The sequence below is a fragment of the Synechococcus sp. H70.1 genome (assembly GCF_047502705.1).
GTDB lineage: Bacteria > Cyanobacteriota > Cyanobacteriia > Thermostichales > Thermostichaceae > Thermostichus.
The window spans coordinates 10,983-30,720 of the sequence record NZ_JANSIV010000088.1 but is presented as its reverse complement, the minus strand read 5'-3'; the positions used below and the strand labels follow the sequence as shown (position 1 = coordinate 30,720).

The 19,738-nt window shown below is 60.8% G+C and carries 16 protein-coding genes and 1 pseudogene; 9 read left to right on the top strand and 8 right to left on the bottom strand.

All coding sequences use genetic code 11. The annotated features are described in order from the left end of the window. Positions 1–190 precede the first annotated feature (190 nt). From NW827_RS06610 to NW827_RS06570, 9 genes are all read left to right on the top strand, one after another. A complete protein-coding gene (locus NW827_RS06610; protein ID WP_414503470.1) occupies positions 191–1,567 on the top strand; it encodes an IctB family putative bicarbonate transporter in 1,377 nt (458 codons plus the stop codon). 107 nt (positions 1,568–1,674) lie between these two features. Continuing rightward, positions 1,675–2,013 carry a P-II family nitrogen regulator gene (locus NW827_RS06605; RefSeq protein WP_414360465.1) on the top strand — a complete coding sequence of 113 codons (339 nt, stop codon included), beginning with the start codon at positions 1,675–1,677 and terminating at the stop codon, positions 2,011–2,013. Between the two features lie 129 nt (positions 2,014–2,142). After that, positions 2,143–3,549 carry an ammonium transporter gene (locus NW827_RS06600; protein WP_414403964.1) on the top strand — a complete coding sequence of 469 codons (1,407 nt, stop codon included), beginning with the start codon at positions 2,143–2,145 and terminating at the stop codon, positions 3,547–3,549. Positions 3,550–3,645: 96 nt separating this feature from the next. Then, positions 3,646–4,353, top strand: a complete 708-nt coding sequence (gene ispD / locus NW827_RS06595; RefSeq protein ID WP_414360469.1) for a 2-C-methyl-D-erythritol 4-phosphate cytidylyltransferase — start codon at positions 3,646–3,648, stop codon at positions 4,351–4,353. Positions 4,354–4,408: 55 nt separating this feature from the next. Next, positions 4,409–5,203: a precorrin-4 C(11)-methyltransferase gene (gene cobM, locus NW827_RS06590; protein ID WP_414503469.1), complete on the top strand. Its 795-nt coding sequence runs from the start codon at positions 4,409–4,411 to the stop codon at positions 5,201–5,203. A gap of 73 nt (positions 5,204–5,276) precedes the next feature. Further along, positions 5,277–7,007 (top strand): ABC transporter permease, encoded by a 1,731-nt coding sequence (locus NW827_RS06585; RefSeq protein WP_414403966.1) that lies wholly within the window; start codon positions 5,277–5,279, stop codon positions 7,005–7,007. 18 nt (positions 7,008–7,025) lie between these two features. After that, complete coding sequence (locus NW827_RS06580; RefSeq protein WP_414360475.1) at positions 7,026–8,369, top strand: nitrate/sulfonate/bicarbonate ABC transporter ATP-binding protein; 1,344 nt, start codon at positions 7,026–7,028, stop codon at positions 8,367–8,369. A gap of 725 nt (positions 8,370–9,094) precedes the next feature. Then, the gene (thiC, locus tag NW827_RS06575; protein ID WP_414360478.1) at positions 9,095–10,462 is read left to right on the top strand and encodes a phosphomethylpyrimidine synthase ThiC; all 1,368 of its coding nucleotides are present in this window, start codon (positions 9,095–9,097) and stop codon (positions 10,460–10,462) included. 107 nt (positions 10,463–10,569) lie between these two features. Further along, on the top strand, positions 10,570–10,962 hold the full coding sequence (locus NW827_RS06570; RefSeq protein ID WP_414360481.1) for a VOC family protein: 393 nt from the start codon (positions 10,570–10,572) through the stop codon (positions 10,960–10,962). 45 nt (positions 10,963–11,007) lie between these two features. On the opposite strand, the gene NW827_RS06565 is transcribed toward NW827_RS06570, so the two are convergent. The 8 genes and pseudogenes from NW827_RS06565 to NW827_RS06530 all read right to left on the bottom strand — a co-directional run. Continuing rightward, positions 11,008–12,411, bottom strand: coding sequence for a phosphoglucomutase/phosphomannomutase family protein (locus NW827_RS06565; RefSeq protein ID WP_414503468.1), 1,404 nt, complete (start codon positions 12,409–12,411; stop codon positions 11,008–11,010). Positions 12,412–12,536: 125 nt separating this feature from the next. Then, complete coding sequence (gene fabD, locus NW827_RS06560; RefSeq protein WP_414403968.1) at positions 12,537–13,436, bottom strand: ACP S-malonyltransferase; 900 nt, start codon at positions 13,434–13,436, stop codon at positions 12,537–12,539. Between the two features lie 18 nt (positions 13,437–13,454). Further along, positions 13,455–14,462 (bottom strand): beta-ketoacyl-ACP synthase III, encoded by a 1,008-nt coding sequence (locus NW827_RS06555; protein WP_414403969.1) that lies wholly within the window; start codon positions 14,460–14,462, stop codon positions 13,455–13,457. 5 nt (positions 14,463–14,467) lie between these two features. Next, positions 14,468–15,550: a phosphate acyltransferase PlsX gene (gene plsX, locus NW827_RS06550; protein WP_414403970.1), complete on the bottom strand. Its 1,083-nt coding sequence runs from the start codon at positions 15,548–15,550 to the stop codon at positions 14,468–14,470. Between the two features lie 513 nt (positions 15,551–16,063). Beyond that, positions 16,064–17,467 carry a DNA repair protein RadA gene (radA, locus tag NW827_RS06545; RefSeq protein WP_414403971.1) on the bottom strand — a complete coding sequence of 468 codons (1,404 nt, stop codon included), beginning with the start codon at positions 17,465–17,467 and terminating at the stop codon, positions 16,064–16,066. A gap of 89 nt (positions 17,468–17,556) precedes the next feature. Further along, positions 17,557–18,693 carry a chorismate synthase gene (aroC, locus tag NW827_RS06540; protein WP_414360494.1) on the bottom strand — a complete coding sequence of 379 codons (1,137 nt, stop codon included), beginning with the start codon at positions 18,691–18,693 and terminating at the stop codon, positions 17,557–17,559. 71 nt (positions 18,694–18,764) lie between these two features. Next, positions 18,765–19,505 carry a pantothenate kinase gene (locus tag NW827_RS06535; protein ID WP_414360497.1) on the bottom strand — a complete coding sequence of 247 codons (741 nt, stop codon included), beginning with the start codon at positions 19,503–19,505 and terminating at the stop codon, positions 18,765–18,767. Further along, positions 19,495–19,738: pseudogene (locus NW827_RS06530) on the bottom strand (AMMECR1 domain-containing protein); the annotation flags it as partial. The gene NW827_RS06535 and the pseudogene NW827_RS06530, both read right to left, overlap by 11 nt.

The window sequence follows — 19,738 nt, the reverse complement described above, 5'->3', positions numbered from 1 at the left end:
TGCCTAAAGGGCACTTTGAGGTTGGTCGTGGCAAGGCTAGGAGCCAACTCTCGCCCTAACGTGCTCCCGAAGCAGCTAGAGTCCTCCACTTCCAGAGGGAGGGATCCCGCCTGCCCTGACGTCCCTGCCCTTGGCCGCTGGGGAGATAAACTCGGAAGATGAGCGGAGGCAAGCGGGCTGGAAAGCGGCAATGGAACAAGCAAGGCAACTGTGGCAAGCTCTGCTGCTGCAGGATTTTCCTATCGATTCCTGGTGGCGGAGCAGCTTTTTGGGCCGCCTGTCGGGATCCCTGAAAAACTGGGGCCAAGGTAGCTTACTCGTCCAAGGCTTGGACGGGATTGGCTTGGGTCTGGTGTTGCTCTACTGGGTCTTTTCCTCCCAAAGCTCCACCGGCATCCTCGGCCTAATCCTACTGGCCATGGCGGCGCTTGTGGTCTTGGGCTGGCTGGTGGAAACCCCGACTGGGCTACCTGTCCATCTGCCCCTGGGCCTTTTCTGGGGAATTGCCACCCTGGCAACGCTCCTCTCGCCGGTTTCCTACGCAGCGCGGGATGGCTGGCTGAAGCTGACGCTTTACCTGGCGGGCTATCTGCTTTTGCATCGTCTGCTGCGCCAACCCCGATTCCGAGATGGGATTGTTGGATCCCTGCTCTTGGTCAGCCTGGGAATGGGGATCTACGGCCTGCGGCAGTACTTCTACGGGGCGGCCGAACTGGCCACCTGGGTGGATCCAGAATCGGGCTTGGCAGGCCTGACGCGGGTGTACAGCTATCTGCGCAACCCTAACCTGTATGGGGGCTACCTGGTTCCTCTCCTCCCCTTGGGGCTGGCTGGCATTTGCCTCTGGCCGGGTTGGGGGATCAAGCTTCTGGTGGGGTTTACAACCGCCGTCAACCTTGTCTGTCTGGTGCTGACCTACAGCCGCGGTGCCTGGATTGGGGGGCTGGCAGCGCTGGGGATGATGGCCCTGCTGCTGGCCCAATGGTACACCCCCCGCCTGCCGGCCCGTTGGCAGCGTTGGACGGTGCCGGCTCTCTTGGGAGGGGGCGCAGCCGCGCTGCTGCTTGCCATCTTGACGGTACGCCCCTTGCGGCTGCGGGCTCAGAGCCTTTTTTGGGGACGGCTAGATACCAGCAACAATTTTCGCCTCAACGTCTGGGCGGCAGTGCTGGAGATGATCCGCGACTTTCCCATCTTGGGGATCGGCCCTGGTAATGTCGCCTTCAGCCGCGTCTATCCCCTCTACCAGCGGGGCAACTTCAGCGCCCTTGCAGCCTACTCGGTGCCGCTCCAGATTACCTTGGAGACGGGCTTAGTCGGATCCCTGGCTTTTGCTTGGTTCCTCCTGGTGCTCTGGGATCACGGCTGGAGAGGCTGGAAACGTTTACTTGCCTGCCGGGATCCCCAGGGCCTGTGGGTGGCGGCAGGTTTAGCAGCCTGCACCGGCATGATGGCCCACGGCCTGGTGGACACCATCTGGTACCGTCCCCAGGTGCAAATGCTGTGGTGGCTGGCCGTGGCTCTCATCACAGCCAACTTGGCTTCCTCGAAGCAGCTTTCCCTGTAATATGTTCTCGGGGTTGGCCCCTCGGCTCAAAACTGTATCTGGAGTTACAACTTGCAGGTGGCAGCGATGCTAGAAGTGAGCGGAGCTCTCTGGGGCAGAGACAGCCAATGAAAAAGATTGAAGCTATCATTCGGCCCTTCAAGCTTGATGAGGTGAAGGTAGCCCTAGTGAATGCCGGAATTGTTGGCATGACCGTAACGGAGGTGCGGGGGTTTGGCCGGCAGAAAGGGCAAACTGAGCGCTATCGGGGATCCGAGTATACAGTCGAGTTCCTGCAGAAGCTGAAGGTGGAGATCGTGGTTGAAGATGAGCTGGTGGATACGGTGGTGGAGAAGCTGATTGCAGCCGCTCGCACTGGCGAAATCGGGGACGGCAAGATTTTCATCAGCCCTGTCGAGAAAACCATTCGCATCCGCACTGGTGAAGTAAACCGAGATGCTTTGTAAAAAAGTTGTTTTTGGGGCCTAGGTTGCCTCTCTCCTCAGCCTCATCCTGGCTTGTTGAGGGGGAAAGTGGATTCTGTTTCATTTTTTGGCATTGCCAAAAGTAGCGTCTCTCTAGTTGAGCGAAAAAGCATGTCGACAACCATGATCCAAAGACTCAAAGGCCAAGTACTGCAGTGGCTCTGCCGACCCACTCAGGGGGGCTTAACTGCTGCTCTGACGATTTCACTAGTTTTCCTATTGGGTCAGGAGAGCGCCTGCGCCCAGGACGCGGAAGTCGTGCAGAAACATGCTGACACCGTCTGGACGCTGGTGGGGGCAGCCTTGGTGTTCTTCATGCAGGCGGGGTTTGCCATGGTGGAGACGGGCTTTACCCGCGCCAAGAATGCCGCCAACATCATGATGAAGAACTTGATGGACTTCTGCATGGGCTGTTGCGCCTTTTGGTTCATCGGGTTTGGTCTGATGTTCGGAGAAAATGCTGGCTTCTTTGGCAGGAGCTGGTTTGCTTTCAGTTGGCAGCAAGCCCACGAAGCAGGAGACTGGCCTTTTACGTTCTTCGTCTTCCAGATGGTGTTTGCCGCCACCGCTGCCACTATTGTTTCCGGGGCCATGGCGGAGCGCACCAAGTTCGTGGCCTACCTCATCTACTCTGTCGTCATCTCTGGGTTGATCTACCCCATCTCGGGGGGCTGGGCTTGGAATGGGCTGTTTGGCGACTACAACGGTGGCACCAGCGGCTGGCTGGAAGATCTGGGCTTCATCGACTTTGCCGGTTCGGGCGTGGTGCACCTGGTGGGGGGCGCTTCCGCCTTGGCCGGGGCCATGGTGCTTGGCCCTCGCATCGGCAAGTACGGCCCCAACGGAGAGCCGCGGGCGATTCCCGGCCACAACCTGCCCCTGGGGATGCTGGGAGTGTTTATCCTCACCTTGGGTTGGATTGGGTTCAACGCCGGCTCGACCACAGCCGCCAGCCCCGATATCGGCTGGATTGCCATGAACACGCTGCTAGCCGCTTCGGCAGGGGCCATTGGGGCGATGGTTACCTGCTGGGTGCATTTTGGCAAGCCGGATATGACCTTTGCCGCCAACGGGGTGCTGGCCGGCTTGGTAGGGATCACTGCTCCTTGCAACACTGTCCACCCTGTGGGAGCTTTGATCATCGGTTCGGTGGCCGGGATCCTGGTGGTCATCTCGGCGGTGATTTTGGATACGGTGCTGAAGATTGACGATCCGGTGGGGGCGATTTCGGTACACGGCACCTGCGGTATCTGGGGGGTGTTGGCAGCAGGGATCCCTTGGTTTGCCCACGCCAACTCAGGGGTGACCTGGGCGCAATTTGGGGTACAAGTTGTGGGCGCTCTAGCCTATTTCTTCTGGCCTTTCCTCACCTGCTTGATCCTGTTTTTGCTCCTCAAGGTAACCGTTGGCCTGCGCACCAGTGCCGAAGAGGAGATGGCCGGCTTGGATGTGGGCGAGCACGGTAACGTGGCTTACCCTGACTTTGTGACTGCTGCCGCCGAATTGGAGCAACCTTGAGCCTGTCGAACTGCGCTGGCAAACCTAAAGGGGGCCAGGCTCGGCCCCCCTAGCTTACTTGTCAACTAGAATGCGGCTGGAGGTTCTTGTCAATCTATGCACCTGTTGATCCCAGCAGCGGGCAGCGGCAAGCGGATGGGGGCGGCGGTCAACAAGCTGCTGTTGCCACTCTTAGGCCGGCCAATTTTGGCTTGGACGCTGGAAGCTGCAGCTCGGGCTTGTTCCATCGAGTGGATTGGGATTCTGGCCCAGCCCCATGACTGGCCGGCCATTGAGGAAATTGTGGCAACAACTGCTCCAGCCAAGCCGGTTCAGCTTTTGCCGGGGGGGGCAACGCGGCAGGAGTCGGTTTACAGAGGAGTTGAGTATCTCTATAGCCTAGGGACAGTAGAACGGGTGCTGATCCACGATGGAGCCCGCTGCCTGGCCACGCCAAACTTGTTCGATCGCTGCAGCGCTGCCTTGCAGCAGGTGGATGGCGTGGTGGCGGCGATCCCTGTCAAAGACACGATTAAAGTGGCCGAGACTGGCCCCAGCGGCATTCAAGTCCAAACGACACCGGAGCGCAGCCAGCTGTGGGCAGCCCAAACGCCGCAGGGGTTTCGCCTATCGCTGCTGTGGCAAGCCCATCGAGAGGCGCTGGCCAAGGGGTGGCAGGTTACTGACGATGCAGCTCTATTTGAGAAGCTAGGTTGGCCGGTTTACATCGTGGAAGGGGAGGAGTCTAACCTAAAGCTGACCACCCCCCTGGATGTGCTGTTGGCAGCGCAAATCTTGCAGCAGCGCCTCGATCCCGTCCGTTGAGCCAAGGCAGCTTTCTGCTGCTAGGATGCACGCTGCCGGAGGAAAAAGAGAGTGCATGCGCGAACCCACTTCGCCCTACTGGCCTGTTTACATTGTCGGCGCTGGGCCTGGGGATCCAGAGCTAATCACCCTGCGGGGTCAGAGAGTCCTCTCGCAGGCAGATGCAGTATTCTACACAGGTTCTTTGCTGCCGGAGGGAATACTGGTTCACTGTCGCCCTGGGGTTGAGGCCATCGACACACGCTCCCTCACCTTGGAGATGTTGCTGCCACAAATTGTGGAACGGGTCAAGGCGGGGCTGCGCGTAGTGCGGCTACAGGACGGGGATCCCTGCCTCTATGGCGCTTTGCACGAGTTACTGCTCCGGTTGGCTGAGGCGGGGATTCCCTTTGAGATCGTGCCGGGGGTGAGTGCCTTCCAGCTGGCAGCCGCTCGTCTCCAGGTGGAGCTAACGGTACCGGAGTTGGTGCAGACAGTTATCCTTACCCGCGCCAGCGGCCGGACCCGCGTGCCAGCAGCAGAAGCCCTGACCAGTCTAGCGGCTCACCGCGCCTCCTTGTGTCTGTACCTAAGCGCCCGCCATGTGGAACAGGCCCAGGCGGATCTCCTAGCCCACTATCCCGCCGATACCCCGGTGGCCATTTGCTACCGTCTGGGGTGGCCAGATGAGCAGATCTGGCTGGGATCCCTGGGAGAGATGGCTGCTCTTAGCCGGCACGCTGGTCTGGAGCGCACGGTGCTGTATCTAATCAGCCCTGCCTTGCAGGGCCTAGCAGGAGGGGGCTCGGCTCGCTCGCGGCTCTACAGCCCTGACCACGCCCACCTCTTCCGCCCCAAGTTCCGCTACTAGCCTCGCTAGGAATTCTAGGGCGGCGGTTGGGAAAGGGTACACTGAGGGGGAACGTCAGGCTGCGGCGGAAGAAATGCGGACTTTTCCTTCACCGGAGGTGCTTCGCCGGCAGCTGCCAGCAGGAGCTGCCGATGGAGCCATCATTCTGGGCACGCTGGTTCTCCTGGCAGGGGTAGCCCATGTGGGGGCAGGTGCTTTTGAGCAGTTTCAGCCGCCGGCCGTGGTGCCCCGCATTGACCTGGATCCGCGCAACCTGCCCTACTACGCCCTCCGCTCCACCCTGCGCATGTTTATTGCCCTTGCCTTTTCCACTCTTTTTACCCTGGTCTATGGGTATGTTGCTGCGAAAAGTCGCTGGGCGGAGCGAATTTTGATTCCTCTGCTGGACATCCTGCAGTCAGTGCCGGTGCTGGGGTTTCTCTCCATTACGGTCACCGGCTTCATTGCCCTTTTTCCTGGCAGCTTGCTGGGACTGGAGGCAGCTTCTATCTTTGCCATCTTCACCAGCCAGGTCTGGAACATGACCTTTTCCTTCTACCAATCTCTGCGCACTCTGCCGCAGGAGCTGGTGGAGGCCGCTACCTTGTATCGCCTCTCAGGCTGGCAGCGCTTTACCCAATTGGAAGTGCCGGCAGCAATGGTTGGTCTCGTCTGGAACGCCATGATGAGCTTTGGCGGGGGGTGGTTCTTTGTGGCCGCCAGCGAGGCCATCAGCGTACTCAACCAGGAGTATACACTGCCGGGGTTGGGATCCTATGTGGAAGCTGCCATCCAAGCAGAGGATCTGCCCAAGCTAGGGTGGGCGCTCTTGACCATGGCGGTGGTGATTCTGCTGGTGGATCAGCTCTTTTGGCGGCCTTTGGTGGCCTGGTCGGATAAGTTTCGCCTGGAGCAGAGCGCTGGCGCGGCTACCCCCGAATCGTGGCTGTACGATTTGCTAACCACAGCGCGGATCCCACGGCTGATTGGCAGGAGGCTTGCCCCCTTGGCAGAGAAGGTGGATCAGCTGTTGGCCTACCTGACCCGCCCCCGCTGGGTGGATCCCCCCAGCCCCGAGGCTGAGCGGCGCCGTGAGCGGCTATTGACCCAGCTTTCCTGGTTGACCATTGGGGGCCTTGGGGCCTGGATTGTCTATTTTGTGGCCACCACTGTCGGTTTAGGGGAGGTCATGCTAGCCTTTGGCCTGGGGATCCTCACCCTGCTGCGGGTCAGTGGGCTGTTGGTTTTGGCCACCGTGATCTGGACACCAATCGGGGTAGCCATTGGTTTTAACCCAGGCCTAGCAAAACTGCTGCAGCCCCTGGTGCAGTTTCTGGCAGCTTTCCCGGCCAATTTCCTTTTTCCTTTTGCCACCTTGTTTTTTATCCGCGCCCAGATCAGCCTTGAGTGGGGCAGCATTTTGCTTATGTCTCTGGGAGCGCAGTGGTACATCCTCTTTAACTCCATTGCCGGCGCCCAGAGCATCCCCACTGATTTGCGAGAAATGGCTATGAATTTGGGTTTAAAGGGATGGAAGCTCTGGCAAAAGTTAATTGTTCCAGGGATCTTTTCCGCCTGGGTTACTGGAGGAATAACGGCTAGCGGCGGGGCCTGGAATGCTAGCATTGTCTCCGAGGTTGTAACCTGGGGATCGACAACTCTGAAAGCTACAGGCCTCGGTGCCTATATTGCAGAAGCAACAGCAGTAGGAGATTGGCCGCGCATTACCTTGGGCATTGGCATGATGAGTTTGTTTGTGGTGGGCATCAATCGCTTTTTCTGGCGGCGGTTGTATCAATTGGCAGAAGAAAAGTATCACCTTTAATCCTTGAGGCTATCTCATATGAGTTCTGCAGCTTCTCCTGTTCTAATCGAGGTTGAGAAGGTCTACAAGCGCTTTCCTTTGCCGGAGGGCAAGGGCGAGTTTACAGTTTTGAGCCAGATTGATTTGCAAGTGCGGGCAGGAGAAGTTTTGGCTTTGCTGGGCCGCAGCGGCAGTGGCAAAAGTACTCTGCTGCGCATCATGGCGGGGTTGATCCCGCCTAGTGAAGGGCGGGTGTTGAGCAATGGACGTCCCCTGCGGGGCCCCAACCCGGATGTGGCCATGGTGTTTCAGAGTTTTGCTCTCTTGCCCTGGCTGACAGTGCAAGAGAATGTGGAGCTGGGGTTGAAAGCGCAAGGGATCCCGCGCGAGATCCGGCGGCAAAAAGCTCTCAAAGCCATCGACCTGGTGGGCTTGGACGGATTCGAGAATGCCTACCCCAAGGAACTGTCGGGGGGCATGAAGCAGCGGGTGGGCTTTGCCCGCGCCTTTGTCCTAGAGCCCAAGGTGCTGTTTATGGACGAGCCCTTCAGTGCCCTGGACGTGCTGACAGCAGAGAACCTGCGGGGGGAAATCGACGAGCTCTGGAACACCCAGGCCTTCCCTTCCCAGAGCATTCTCATTGTTACCCACAACATTGAAGAGGCGGTGTTTTTGGCAGATCGAGTGGTAATCCTGGGATCCAAGCCGGGGCGGATCCGGGGAGAGGTGAAGATCGACCTGCCGCGGCCCCATGAACGCACGGATCCTCGATTTAAGTCCCTGGTGGACTACATCTACGAGATCATGACCAATCCGGAGATCCCGGTAACCAGCGAGGTGGCTGCCCCCAGCCCGGTGAGCCCCAGGGCACCCTCTCCCTACGCCTTGCCCCTACCCCATGCGCGAGTGGGCGGGATCAGCGGTCTGCTGGAGCTAATCGTGGAATGGCCGCAAGGGCGGGTCGAGATTGCTGAGCTGGCCGAGCGGCTGCAACTGGCGGTGGATGACTTGCTGCCGATTTTGGATGCGGCAGTGCTGCTGGGCTTTGCTGAGGTAAGCGGCAGGGTGGTACAGCTCACTGAGATTGGCCAGGATTTTGCCAACACCACCATCTTGCGTAGTAAGGATCTCTTCCGGCAGCAGCTTTTGGCGCGGGTGCCCGTGTTTCGCAGCATCCTGCAGACTCTGGAAGAAAAAAACAGCCGCTCCATGCGGGCGGACTTCTTCTTGGATCTCTGGGATGAACATTTTCCTCCCGACGAAGCCGAGCGGCAGTTTGCCACGGCTATTGACTGGGGGCGCTATGCGGAGCTTTTTGAATACGATGCCTCAGAAGACCGGCTCTACCTGCCAGAACCAAGCGAGAGCCCTCCTGCGCAATAGCTCCTCCCCTCCCCAAAAACGCGGCGGGGAAGCTCTGTCCTCAAGAAAGGGTGACCTGGTACCGCAAAGCTCCCTAGACCTAGCAAGGCTTTGTCAAAGCCCCTGTCAGTCCGCGTGAGTTCTCTTCTTGGGGCTAGCGGCAACCCCCTGCCAAACGGAGTGGTGACACTCCCACCGACTAATCGCGAAGCGGGACGTAGTCCTTAGTCGGGGGACAGACACTGTCAAGACGCCCCCAGACGATCCCTTGGAACCCAGTCTCAAGGTTCCGCCTACTTGTTGACTTATAGCACTGTCCGGGTCTTTCAGCGGGGAATTATTGGCGAGCGACTCAAGGTCCGACTAAGTCCCGCTCACGCGAACGGGCTTTTCCGCCCCGCACGAATCGTGCTTTACCAAGCTACCCCGCTGTGTCCACCGGTGCTGGGGCAGAGGCCAAGGTGGGTGCTCTAGCTGGGGCGCTGTAGGCCAGACCCGCTCTCCTCTGTCTCCTGCAGGGGGGCCGTCGGCTTGTTACCGGTAGGGCTACGTTTGGCAGAAGGAATGGCTGTAGGGTAACCTACTCTGCCTTCCTCAAAGCTGCAGCCAGAGGGAAGGCCCCAATTTCCGAAAGTCCCAAAATTCGGTGATAGGATCACAGCACGCTGGGAGTGTCTGGGGGCTCCCATCCCCAGAACCTGATCTGGCTTATACCAGCATAGGTAAGTGAGCAGCGGAGTTAGGACATGCGCAGCGAATGGGTGGCCCGCCGTCGTGGGCAAGCAAACGTAACTCAGATGCACTATGCCCGCCAGGGCATCATTACCGAAGAGATGGAGTATGTGGCCCGCCGGGAGAAGCTGCCGCCGGAACTCATCCGCTCGGAAGTAGCCCGGGGTCGCATGATCATCCCCGCCAACATCAACCACACCAACCTCGAGCCGATGTGTATTGGGATCGCCTCCCGCTGCAAAGTCAACGTCAACATTGGTGCTTCTCCCACTTCCTCCAGCTTGGCTGAAGAACTGGAAAAGCTAAAGTTGGCTATCAAATACGGCGCCGATACTGTTATGGACCTGTCTACCGGCGGCGGCAATTTGGATGAAATTCGCACGGCCATTATCCAAGCCTCGCCGGTTCCTGTTGGCACAGTGCCTATCTACCAAGCTCTAGAGAGCGTCCATGGGAATGTCGAAAAACTCTCGGCAGAGGATATTTTGCACATCATTGAAAAGCAGGCTCAGCAAGGGGTGGACTACATGACCATTCATGCTGGGATCCTCATCCAACATTTGCCGTTGGTGCGCAACCGGCTAACCGGCATTGTTTCTCGCGGCGGTGGAATCCTGGCTCGTTGGATGTTGGCACACCACAAACAAAACCCGCTTTATACCCACTTCCGCGACATCATCGAGATCTTCAAGAAATACGACGTTTCCTTTAGCCTGGGCGATGCTTTGCGACCGGGATGCTTACACGATGCCTCTGACGAAGCCCAGATGGCAGAGTTGAAAACTCTGGGCCAGTTGACCCGTATGGCCTGGGAGCACGATGTGCAAGTGATGGTGGAAGGGCCGGGGCACGTGCCAATGGATCAAATTGAGTTTAACGTGCGCAAGCAAATGGAGGAGTGCGACGAGGCTCCCTTCTACGTTTTGGGGCCACTGGTTACTGATATTGCTGCCGGCTACGACCACATCAGCTCCGCTATTGGGGCGGCCTTGGCCGGTTGGTATGGGGCGGCAATGCTCTGCTACGTCACCCCCAAAGAACACTTGGGTTTGCCCAATGCAGAGGACGTGCGCAACGGCCTCATTGCCTACAAAATTGCCGCCCATGCCGCCGATATTGCCCGCCATCGTCCCGGGGCCAGGGATCGCGACGATGAGATGGCTAGAGCCCGCTATAACTTTGATTGGAACCGGCAATTTGAGTTGTCTCTAGACCCAGAGCGAGCTCGCGAATACCACGACGAGACCTTGCCGGCAGATATTTACAAAACGGCAGAGTTTTGCTCGATGTGTGGGCCCAAGTTCTGCCCTATGCAAACCAAACTGGATGCAGAAGCCTTAAACGAACTGGAGCACTTCTTGGCCAAACAGCCAACGGGATAAGCCCTCCAGGGGCAAGTTGTTGCTGGGGAAAGAGGGAATCCCTTGCCCAGGCTATGCTGGGCTATAGGGAACTCTGATGGTTGGTTGGGTTAACCAGAGAGGAGGATATGGCACTTAAGCAACTTGGACATGTGGCCATCCGTGTAGGGGACATCTCCAAAGCGGTGGAGTTCTACGAAAAGTTGGGAATGGTCAATGTCTGGAAGGATCCCGACTGGGCCTACATGAAGGCTGGGGACGACGGGCTGGCACTCTTGGGGCCGGGCTACCGGGCGGCAGGGCCCCACTTTGGCTTTGTCTTCAGCACCAGGGAGGAGCTGGAGGAACAGCATCGCCGCCTGCAAGCCCAAGGGATCCCAGTGGGCGAGATTCACACCCACCGGGATGGCACCGCCTCCTTCTACGGCAAGGATCCCGATGGCAATCTGTTTGAGTTTTTGTACGAACCGCCGGGCTGCTTTGACCCAGTCAAAGCCGAGACAGCAGAAGCAACTGCTTGAGCTGGCGGCCACTGGCGGGGAAAGCCAAGGAGGGGTGGGACTCCCTCAAGCAACTTGGGCAAGCAGGCCGGCTGCCCAGTCCAGCAGACGGTCGACTGCTTCTGGGGTTTTGGCTTCGGAGTACAGCCGCAGCAGAGGCTCGGTGCCGCTACCCCGGATCATCACCCAGCTGCCGTCGGCCAGGGTAAATTTATGGCCGTCGCGATGAAAATGCTTGATTACCTTCTGCCCCAAAATCTCAGATGGGGGATCCTTCTGTAGCTGTTGGAACAGCTGCGTTTGTTGGTTTTGATCCTTCAGGTGCAGGTCGCGGCGCTGGTAAACCGAGCTAAACCCCTCCCGTTCCTGCAAAGCCCGGTAAAGGGCGCTTAGATCTTGTCCGGTTTCGGTAACGGCTTCGATCAGATACAGGGCAGAAAGCAGGGCATCCCGCTCGGGGATATGGCCCAGATAGCCGATGCCGCCCGATTCCTCTCCCCCCAGCAACACCTGGGTGCTTAGCATGCGCTCGGCAATGTACTTAAAGCCCACGGGCGTTTCCGTAACCGGCAAGCCATAGCGCTTGGCCACCTTGACAAACAGCTCCGAGCCGCTGATGGTTTTGACAATTTCCCCCCGCAAGCCGCGCCGCCCCGCCAAGTGGTCAATTAGGATGGGGATGAGCACCTGGGGGCTGAGAAAATGACCTTGTCCGTTGAGGGCGGCAATGCGGTCAGCGTCGCCATCGAAGACCAGCCCCATTTTGAGGGGGGCGGGATCCGCCGCAATGATCTGGGCAGAAGCTTGCAGGTTTTGCGGCAGCGGCTCAGGGGGAAATCCCCCAAACAAAGGATCTCGCCGTGCCTGCAACTCGATGACTTTTTCCCCTAACAGGCGGCTGAGGCCACCGGCGCCGGAGCCAAACATGACATCCACCCAGATCTTGGCCGGGGAGCTTTTGAGCTTTTCCAGATCCACAAAGCAACTGAGCTGATCCAGGTAGCCGGGCCAGGGATCCCAGGTGTGGATGGGGGCAGAGTTGGATCCCAGGGGCTGGAGGTGGTGCAGCTCCTGCTCGATGGCGGCAGTGACCTCTGGAGGCACGGAGCCGCCAAAGCCGCCCTTGACCTTAAGGCCGGAATAGTGGGGCGGGTTGTGGCTGGCGGTGATCACCAAGGCGCCGTGGCAGCCCCGCTCTTTGGCTCCCCAGCTGAAGGCTGGCGTTGGGGCTACACAGGCTGAAAGGTAGACGGGGATCCCCAAGCGAGCCACCACCTCAGCGGCGTGGGCGGCAAAGCGTTCGGAGAGAAAGCGGTTGTCGTAGCCAATCACGATCCCTTCGCCAGGATAGGTGCGGGCCAACACCTGGGCACTGGCCTGGGCGGCAAGGGCCAAGTTCTGAAAGGTAAAGCCGTCGGCAATCACGGCTCGCCAGCCGTCGGTGCCAAAGCGAATGGAGTTTCCGACCATGGTTTACCAAAATCCACCCCGCCCACATATAGCACGGAAGGATCCCCTCCAGACCAACTCAAACCAGATTGAGCCCCTGTCCCAGCGCTCTGGGCTGCTGTTGCGAACTCGAGGGGGCGGGAGTTTTATTCGCTGCTCTTGAGAAGCTGGGATCCCCCGTAGTCGCTGAGGCTGCTAATAGTGCGCCGTCCCAAGCTGGGCACTGTCCGCCTCACCAGGCCGGTCAGCACGTTGCCAGGGCCAATTTCCCACACCTCTTGGACGCCGTCGGCCGCCATCTGCAGCACCGTTTCTCGCCAACGCACCGGAGAGGTCATCTGGGCCAGCAGCGCCTGTTTGAGAACCTGGGGATCGCGGCTGGCAGTGGCGGTGCAATTGCTGTAGACCGGCACCCGCGGTGTCTGAAAGTCAACTTCGCGCAACCTGTGGGCAAACTCTTCTGCTGCCCTCTGCATGAAAGGAGAGTGGAAGGCGCCGCTGACGTTGAGGGGAACGGTGCGCTTGGCCTGCAACTGCTCACAGACAGACTGCACCCCCTTTACAGAGCCGCTGATCACCACCTGCTCCGGGCTGTTGTCGTTGGCAATGGTAACGTCGGGGGTTATCTGGCAGAGGTGCTCCAGCTGAGCGCGGTCAAACCCAATCACCGCTGCCATGCCGCCAGGGGGATCTCCCGCCCGCTCCATCAGTTGGCCTCGCAGCGCCACCAGCCGCAAGCCGGTTTCAAAGTCAAACACCCCAGCAGCATAGAGGGCGCTGTACTCGCCTAGGCTGTGGCCGGCTGTACAGGCGGGAGCCTGCCCCTGGGCATAGAGGTAGTCACTCAAGAGGGCCGACACGGTAAACAAGGCCGGCTGCGTATAGCTGGTCTGGTGGATCTGCTCTTCTGAGAGGGCCAACGGATCCCACCCCAGCACCTCACGCGCCAAAGCCAGCTTCTGGGCGGCCCCTGGCCAGTCCTGTAAATCCCTTCCCATGCCCACCCGTTGGGATCCCTGGCCGGGATAGATCCAGGCAATGGTCATCAACCACCTCTCCTTAACTCATCTGCCCCAGCGAAAGACAATGGCTCCCCAGGTGAGGCCGGCGCCAAAGCCTGCCATCACCCCCAGATCCCCAGGGCCAAACCGCCCTTGAGCAATCCATTCGGCCAGGGCGATAGGCACCGAGGCCCCTGAGGTGTTGCCGTAGCGCTCCAGAACACTGGCCACCTGCTGGGTAGGCAACTGCAGGCGCTTGGCCACGGCATCGAGGATGCGCTGGTTGGCCTGGTGGATGAAGTAGCCTTGAACTGCCTCAGCTGGGATCCCGGCCCGAAGGAGGGCTTTCTCGATAATTTCCGGCACCGCCTGGACAGCAAACTTATAGACCTCGCGGCCGTTCATCACGATGGGACAACAGCGGTACTGTCCCACCTGCAGGGATCCCACCAGGGGCTTAGCCTCGGTGGCCATGGCCAAGCTAAGCAGATCGCTGCCCTTGCCATCGCTGCGCAGCTCAATGCTGAGGATCCCATCAGCTCCTGCTTCTCCCGCCTCCAGCACTACTGCCCCTGCCCCATCCCCAAACAGAACGCAGGTGGTGCGGTCTGTCCAATCGACGGTGCGGGAGAGCACATCTGCTGCCACCACCAGGGCCCGCCGGTACAGCCCGGTTTGTAGAAACTGGGCGGCTGTGGCCACCGCAAACACAAACCCTGTACAGGCTGCCGTCAGATCAAAGGCCACTGCCCGACTTGCCCCCAGGGCTGCCTGCACCCGTGGGGCCGAGCCAAAGCGATCGACGGCAGTGGAAGTAGCCAGCAGAAGCAAATCTAGCTCCTGCGGCAGGATCCCAGCGTGATCTAGAGCAGCTCTTGCCGCCTGAGCCGCCAGATCCACCACGCTCTGCTCAGGGGGCAGGATGCGTCGCTGGCGAATGCCGGTGCGGGGCCAAATCCACTCGTTGGAAGTTGCAACAATCTGGCTGAGGTCGTCGTTGCTTAGGCAGGGATCCGGCAGGGCAGCCCCCACCCCCACTAGGCGTACGCTTGGGAGGCCAGTGCTGGGCATGGGCACTACCCTTCCCTCCGCTCCAGGGATCCCAAGAAGGGGCCGGAGGTAGAGCCGCTCCGAAGGCTCACAGGGCGCTGCCCAGCACTGGCTTGAGATTCGCGAGTATCGACCATTTCCGCCTGCAGCCGCTGCAGGACTTTCTGCTCTGCCGCCTCTTTGGCTAGGCGAATGGCGTGGTACACCATTGGCGCCTTGGAGCTGCCGTGGGTGATAACACAGATGCCGTTAACCCCCAGCAGCAAGGCGCCGCCGTACTCCACATAGTCCATGCGCCGCTTGACCTGCTTGAGGTTAGGTTGGAGCAGCCAGCAACCCAGCTTGCCGCGCCAGCCCCGCGGCAGCTCTTCCCGCAGCACCTGGGTGATCACTTGGCCAACACTCTCAGCAAACTTGAGCAGGGCGTTGCCGACAAAGCCGTCGCAGACCACCACGTCAAAATTCCCAGTTAACACGTCCCGACCCTCGGCATTGCCAGCAAAGTGGATCCCTGGCAACTGGGCCAGGCGCTGGTGGGTGGCCAGGGCTAGATCGTTGCCCTTGTTGGGTTCCTCACCGATGTTGAGCAGGCCCACCCGCGGCCTCTCAATCCCCAGCACGCATTGGCAGTAGAGGGATCCCATGCGGGCAAACTGCTCCAAAAAACGGGGCCGGCAATCCACATTGGCGCCCACATCCAGCAAAAGCACCGGCTTTCCCTTGAGGGTGGGCAAAAGAGCAGCAATGGCTGGGCGGTCGATCCCGGCCAGGCGACCCAAGTTGAGATAGGCCGCCGCCATGGCAGCACCCGTGTTGCCGGCAGCCACCACTGCATCTGCCTGCCCAGCGCGCACCTGCTGCATGCAGACATTGATGGAGGCTTTTGGCTTTCGGCGCACCGCCAGCGGTTCCTCGGCCATGCCCACCTCTTCCTCAGCAGGCACAAGGGTAACCTTGGGAGGCAGGGGCCTGGGCAAAAAAGGCTCAAGAGCCTCTGGCCGACCAACCAGCGTGATCCCCACCCGCAGCCGCTGCTGGGCCAGTAGGGCGCCCTTGACAATCTCCTCGGGAGCGTAGTCGCCCCCCATGGCATCAACTGCAATTTGCACGAGCCGACCTCACCCTGGAACCCTTCTAAATAAGCAAACTTCGCGGACCGCCGCTGCTCCTTTGGGATCCCGCCAGCCGCGAGGGACTACCGAATTCTACCAAAAAACCCGTTCCCCAGCCCCGGCCTCTGGCTACGCCGAGTCAACCTAGACAGCCTAGCGCCCCCTCCTGGGGTGGCCTTGCACCCTCCAGCAGGAGAGCAGTTAGCTACGTACCGGTGACGCGAACCTGTAGCCCCTTTGTCAGAGGAAAAGCAGCTAGCGCTCTGCCTGGGCGTTCAAGCGGGAGACAACCAGGTACACCACAAAGAGAAACAGGGCTAGCAACGCCATAGGTCGATCCTTGGTCAGCATCTTTCGCCAGTGTCTGTAGGATAGGGTGCCCACCCGATCAGGAATTGAGTCGCCGTCCTTACATAAATGCATATTACTGTATAACACTATAGAGATATGCCATTCTCCCGCAGGTTGGTTCTCGGCGGAAGATCGACTGCCAACCTTGGCGATCCCCTCTCACTGGGTAGGCTCGGAGCTGGGCAGAGCCACCAGCAGGGCCTCCAGCAGCCGCTGCACCCGGCTGAGGCGCAGGCCAAAGTCGGCCAAAACGGGGCTGTTGGGGATGATGGCGTGGCGGAACCCCAGCTTAGCGGCTTCCTTGAGGCGCTGCTCCAACTGCGGCACCGGGCGCACCTGCCCCCCCAGGCCCACCTCGCCAATCAAGACCGTGAAGGGATCCAGCTGGCGATCCCGGAAGCTGGCGGCCACGGCCACCGCCACCCCCAAATCGGCAGCCGGCTCCTCCACCTGGATGCCGCCGGCAGAGGCGATGTAGGCATCGTATTTGGAAAGCGGGATCCCCACCCGTTTCTCCAGCACCGCCAAGATCTGCAGGAAACGGTTGAGCTCGAGGCCGGTGGCGGTGCGGCGGGGGAAGCTGTAGCTGGTGGGGCTGACCAGGGCCTGCACCTCGACCACCAAAGGGCGGGTGCCCTCGCAAGCGACGATGGTGGCCGTTCCTGGCGTGGCTTGATCCCGGCTGCTCAAAAAAAGCTGCGAGGGGTTGTCTACCTCCCCCAAGCCAGAGGCGGTCATCTCGAAAACGCCGATTTCCTGGGCTGCCCCAAAGCGGTTCTTGACGGCGCGCAGCAGGCGGTGGCTTTGAAAGCGATCCCCCTCGAAGTACAAGACGGTGTCCACTAAGTGCTCCAGCACCTTGGGCCCGGCCAGGGATCCATCCTTGGTAACATGGCCAACGATGAGCAGGGCCACCCCCAGTTTTTTGGCCACCCGCATCAAGAGGCTGGTGCATTCCCGCACCTGGGAGACGGATCCCGGCGCTGAGCTGAGCTGCCCCCAGAAGATGGCCTGAATGCTGTCGATGATGGCCACCTGGGGCTGCAGAGCCTGGATCTCAGCCACAATGGCCTCTAGCTCGGTCTCGGCCAGTAGGTAGAGCTGCTCGCTTTCGGACTCCGTCCCGCCGAGGCGATCTGCACGCAGCTTAATCTGTTGGGCTGATTCCTCCCCCGACACGTACAAGACAGGTCCGCCCTTGGCTAGATGAGCAGCAGTCTGCAGCAGCAGGGTGCTTTTGCCGATGCCCGGATCCCCGCCGATCAACACCAGGGATCCCGGCACGATGCCGCCCCCCAACACACGGTCAAACTCGCCAAAGCCCGAGGAAAGGCGGGGGTGGCGATCCAAGCGCACCTGAGTAAGAGGGAGGGCTGCCTGGGGGATCCCGTTGCCGCGGCCGCGCGGGGGGACAAGACGCTGCGGTGGCGCAAACTGGGGGGAGGGAGCGACGACCACCTCCGTCAGGGTATTCCAGGCGCCACAGTTGTTGCAGCGGCCCAAAAACTTGGGATAGCGCTCGCCGCACTGGCTACACTCCCAGACGGTTTTGGCCTTGGCCATGAGCAGGGATCCCGCCTCTTTCTCAGGCTACAAAGACTCAATCCCGCTGGCGCAATCAGGATCTCCGCAAGGGCTCCGACCGGCTGCCGCTAGCTGGGGGACATAGGAACGGCAGGCATGGGCACCTCTGGCAAGACTAGGGATCCGCACTGGGCGTGGTGGCGCAGCAGATGGTCACAGAGCACCAAAGCCACCATCGCCTCTACCATCGGCACCGCCCGCGGCAGCACGCAGGGATCGTGGCGCCCCCGCGCCACCAAGACCGTCTCCTGGCCGTCGAGAGTGACCGTGTTTTGAGGCTGGCGAATGGTGGCAGTGGGCTTGAAGGCCACCCGCAGGACGATATCTTCCCCGTTGCTGATGCCCCCCTGGATGCCGCCGGAGCGGTTGCTGCGGGTGCGCCAGCCGCTGGGGGTCATGTAGAACTCATCGTTGTGCTGCTTGCCCGTCAGGTAGGTGCCGGCAAACCCCGAACCAATCTCAAACCCCTTGCTGGCCGGCAGCGACATCACCGCCTTGGCCAGGTCGGCTTCTAGCTTGTCAAACACGGGGCAGCCCAGCCCGCGGGGCACATTGCGGGCCACGCACTCCACCACTCCCCCGAGAGAATCTCCTTCCCGCGCCGCTGCTTCGATTTTCTCAATCATCGCCGCCGCCGCTTCTGGGTTTGGGCAGCGGACGATGTTGGCTTCCACCTGCTCGGCTGTTACTGAGCTGGGATCCACCTGCGCCTCCACGTCTTGGACCCGCTGCACATAGGCCAGGATCTCCACCCCTGCCGCCAGACGCAGGATCTTCTTGGCAATGGCCCCAGCGGCCACCCGGCCAATGGTCTCCCGCGCCGAGGCCCGTCCTCCCCCCTGCCAGTTGCGGATGCCGTACTTAGCCTGGTAGGTGGCATCAGCATGGGAAGGGCGAAAGGTGGTGGCCATCTCGCGGTAGTCCTGGGGGCGGGCGTCCTGGTTGCGCACCAGGATGTGGATGGGCGTGCCCAGCGTAAAGCCCTGGAAAACCCCGGAGAGGATCTCGCAGCGATCCGCCTCCTGGCGCGGCGTGGTGATGGAACTCTGGCCGGGGCGGCGCCGATCCAGCTCCGCCTGGATGTCGGCCTCGCTCAAGGGCAGCCGCGGTGGGCAGCCGTCCACCACCACCCCCACCGCCCCCCCGTGGGACTCGCCGTAGGTGGTGACGCAAAACAAGACGCCGAAGGAGTTGCCGTTGGCCATGGGATCCCTGGGTTGCCGAAAGTTGAAAACCTGCCCGCTTTGGAGAGGGTCTGACCCTTGAGGGACTGTTTTCATTCTGCACCAGGGAACTGCCGAGCAGCGCGGTGCAACTGACGACAGCCGGCGATCCCCCGCAACACGAGGTGGGGATCCCAGCGCAGCTCTGGGTCAAGGGGACGCAGGTGGGGGTAGAGCAGCTTGCCATCGCCGCCGGTTACTAGCAGGGGCCCCTGGGGAAAGCGGCGCCGCCAGTCGGCGATGAAGTCCTGCAAGCCGGCCAGCAGGGTGTAGAGAATGCCGCTGCGGATGGCAGCCCCCGTGTCCCTAGCCCAGCGGGGGGGCAAGGGATCCGCCGCCTCCCACTCCGCTTTGGGCAGGCGGGCGGTGTGGTCGGCCAGTGCCTGCGCCTGTAGCCCTAGGCCGGGCAGGATCGCCCCCCCCACTAGGGATCCCTCCGGGTCAGCCCCCGTCAGGGTCAGGGCGGTGCCGGCGTCGATAACCAGACAGGGCCAGCCGTAGTGGATGCCGGCAGCCCAGGCGGCCAGCGCCCGATCCAGCCCCAGGCTGGGGTAGGGATCCCGCAGCGGCACCTGGGAGAGCTCAAGGCAATGCACCCACGGGGATCCCGGCGGCAAAGGGGCGGAGCCAACAGCAGCCAGCCACAGCTCCGTCTCTTCCGGCCAGGACAAAGGCTGGTGGGCAGGGAACTGTTCCACCTTGACCAAGGTCTCCCCCACAAACCAGCCCCAGCGCACGTGGGTGTTGCCCAGCACCGCGGCTAGCCACCGGTCGGGTTGGGCCTCAAAACTCATGCAGCAGCTCCGCCTCCCCGCAAAACAGCTCCACCGGCTGATCCGCAGGGATCCCGGCTAACTTTTTGGCGGTGGAAAGCTGCCATTCCGTTGTCAGGGCTTCTCCGGGCAGCAGCACCGCCCCCCGCGTCCCCACTCGGACAAATAAGCCCATGCGGGTGGGATCCACCTGCTCCAGCGAGGGGATGGCCACCTGGATGGACGCCGACTCCAGCTCCCCAGGTCGCAGGGGC

Bases quoted from the DNA above. Each gene is read 5' to 3' on its own strand.
- fabD (WP_414403968.1), bottom strand. From the start codon at position 13,436: ATGACCATTGCCTGGATCTATCCCGGCCAGGGATCCCAACGGGTGGGC.
- NW827_RS06600 (WP_414403964.1), top strand. From the start codon at position 2,143: ATGTCGACAACCATGATCCAAAGACTCAAAGGCCAAGTACTGCAGTGG.
- NW827_RS06610 (WP_414503470.1), top strand. From the start codon at position 191: ATGGAACAAGCAAGGCAACTGTGGCAAGCTCTGCTGCTGCAGGATTTT.
- NW827_RS06580 (WP_414360475.1), top strand. From the start codon at position 7,026: ATGAGTTCTGCAGCTTCTCCTGTTCTAATCGAGGTTGAGAAGGTCTAC.
- cobM (WP_414503469.1), top strand. From the start codon at position 4,409: ATGCGCGAACCCACTTCGCCCTACTGGCCTGTTTACATTGTCGGCGCT.
- aroC (WP_414360494.1), bottom strand. From the start codon at position 18,693: ATGGCCAACGGCAACTCCTTCGGCGTCTTGTTTTGCGTCACCACCTAC.
- NW827_RS06585 (WP_414403966.1), top strand. From the start codon at position 5,277: ATGCGGACTTTTCCTTCACCGGAGGTGCTTCGCCGGCAGCTGCCAGCA.
- ispD (WP_414360469.1), top strand. From the start codon at position 3,646: ATGCACCTGTTGATCCCAGCAGCGGGCAGCGGCAAGCGGATGGGGGCG.
- NW827_RS06555 (WP_414403969.1), bottom strand. From the start codon at position 14,462: ATGCCCAGCACTGGCCTCCCAAGCGTACGCCTAGTGGGGGTGGGGGCT.
- NW827_RS06570 (WP_414360481.1), top strand. From the start codon at position 10,570: ATGGCACTTAAGCAACTTGGACATGTGGCCATCCGTGTAGGGGACATC.
- NW827_RS06605 (WP_414360465.1), top strand. From the start codon at position 1,675: ATGAAAAAGATTGAAGCTATCATTCGGCCCTTCAAGCTTGATGAGGTG.
- radA (WP_414403971.1), bottom strand. From the start codon at position 17,467: ATGGCCAAGGCCAAAACCGTCTGGGAGTGTAGCCAGTGCGGCGAGCGC.
- thiC (WP_414360478.1), top strand. From the start codon at position 9,095: ATGCGCAGCGAATGGGTGGCCCGCCGTCGTGGGCAAGCAAACGTAACT.
- NW827_RS06565 (WP_414503468.1), bottom strand. From the start codon at position 12,411: ATGGTCGGAAACTCCATTCGCTTTGGCACCGACGGCTGGCGAGCCGTG.
- NW827_RS06535 (WP_414360497.1), bottom strand. From the start codon at position 19,505: ATGAGTTTTGAGGCCCAACCCGACCGGTGGCTAGCCGCGGTGCTGGGC.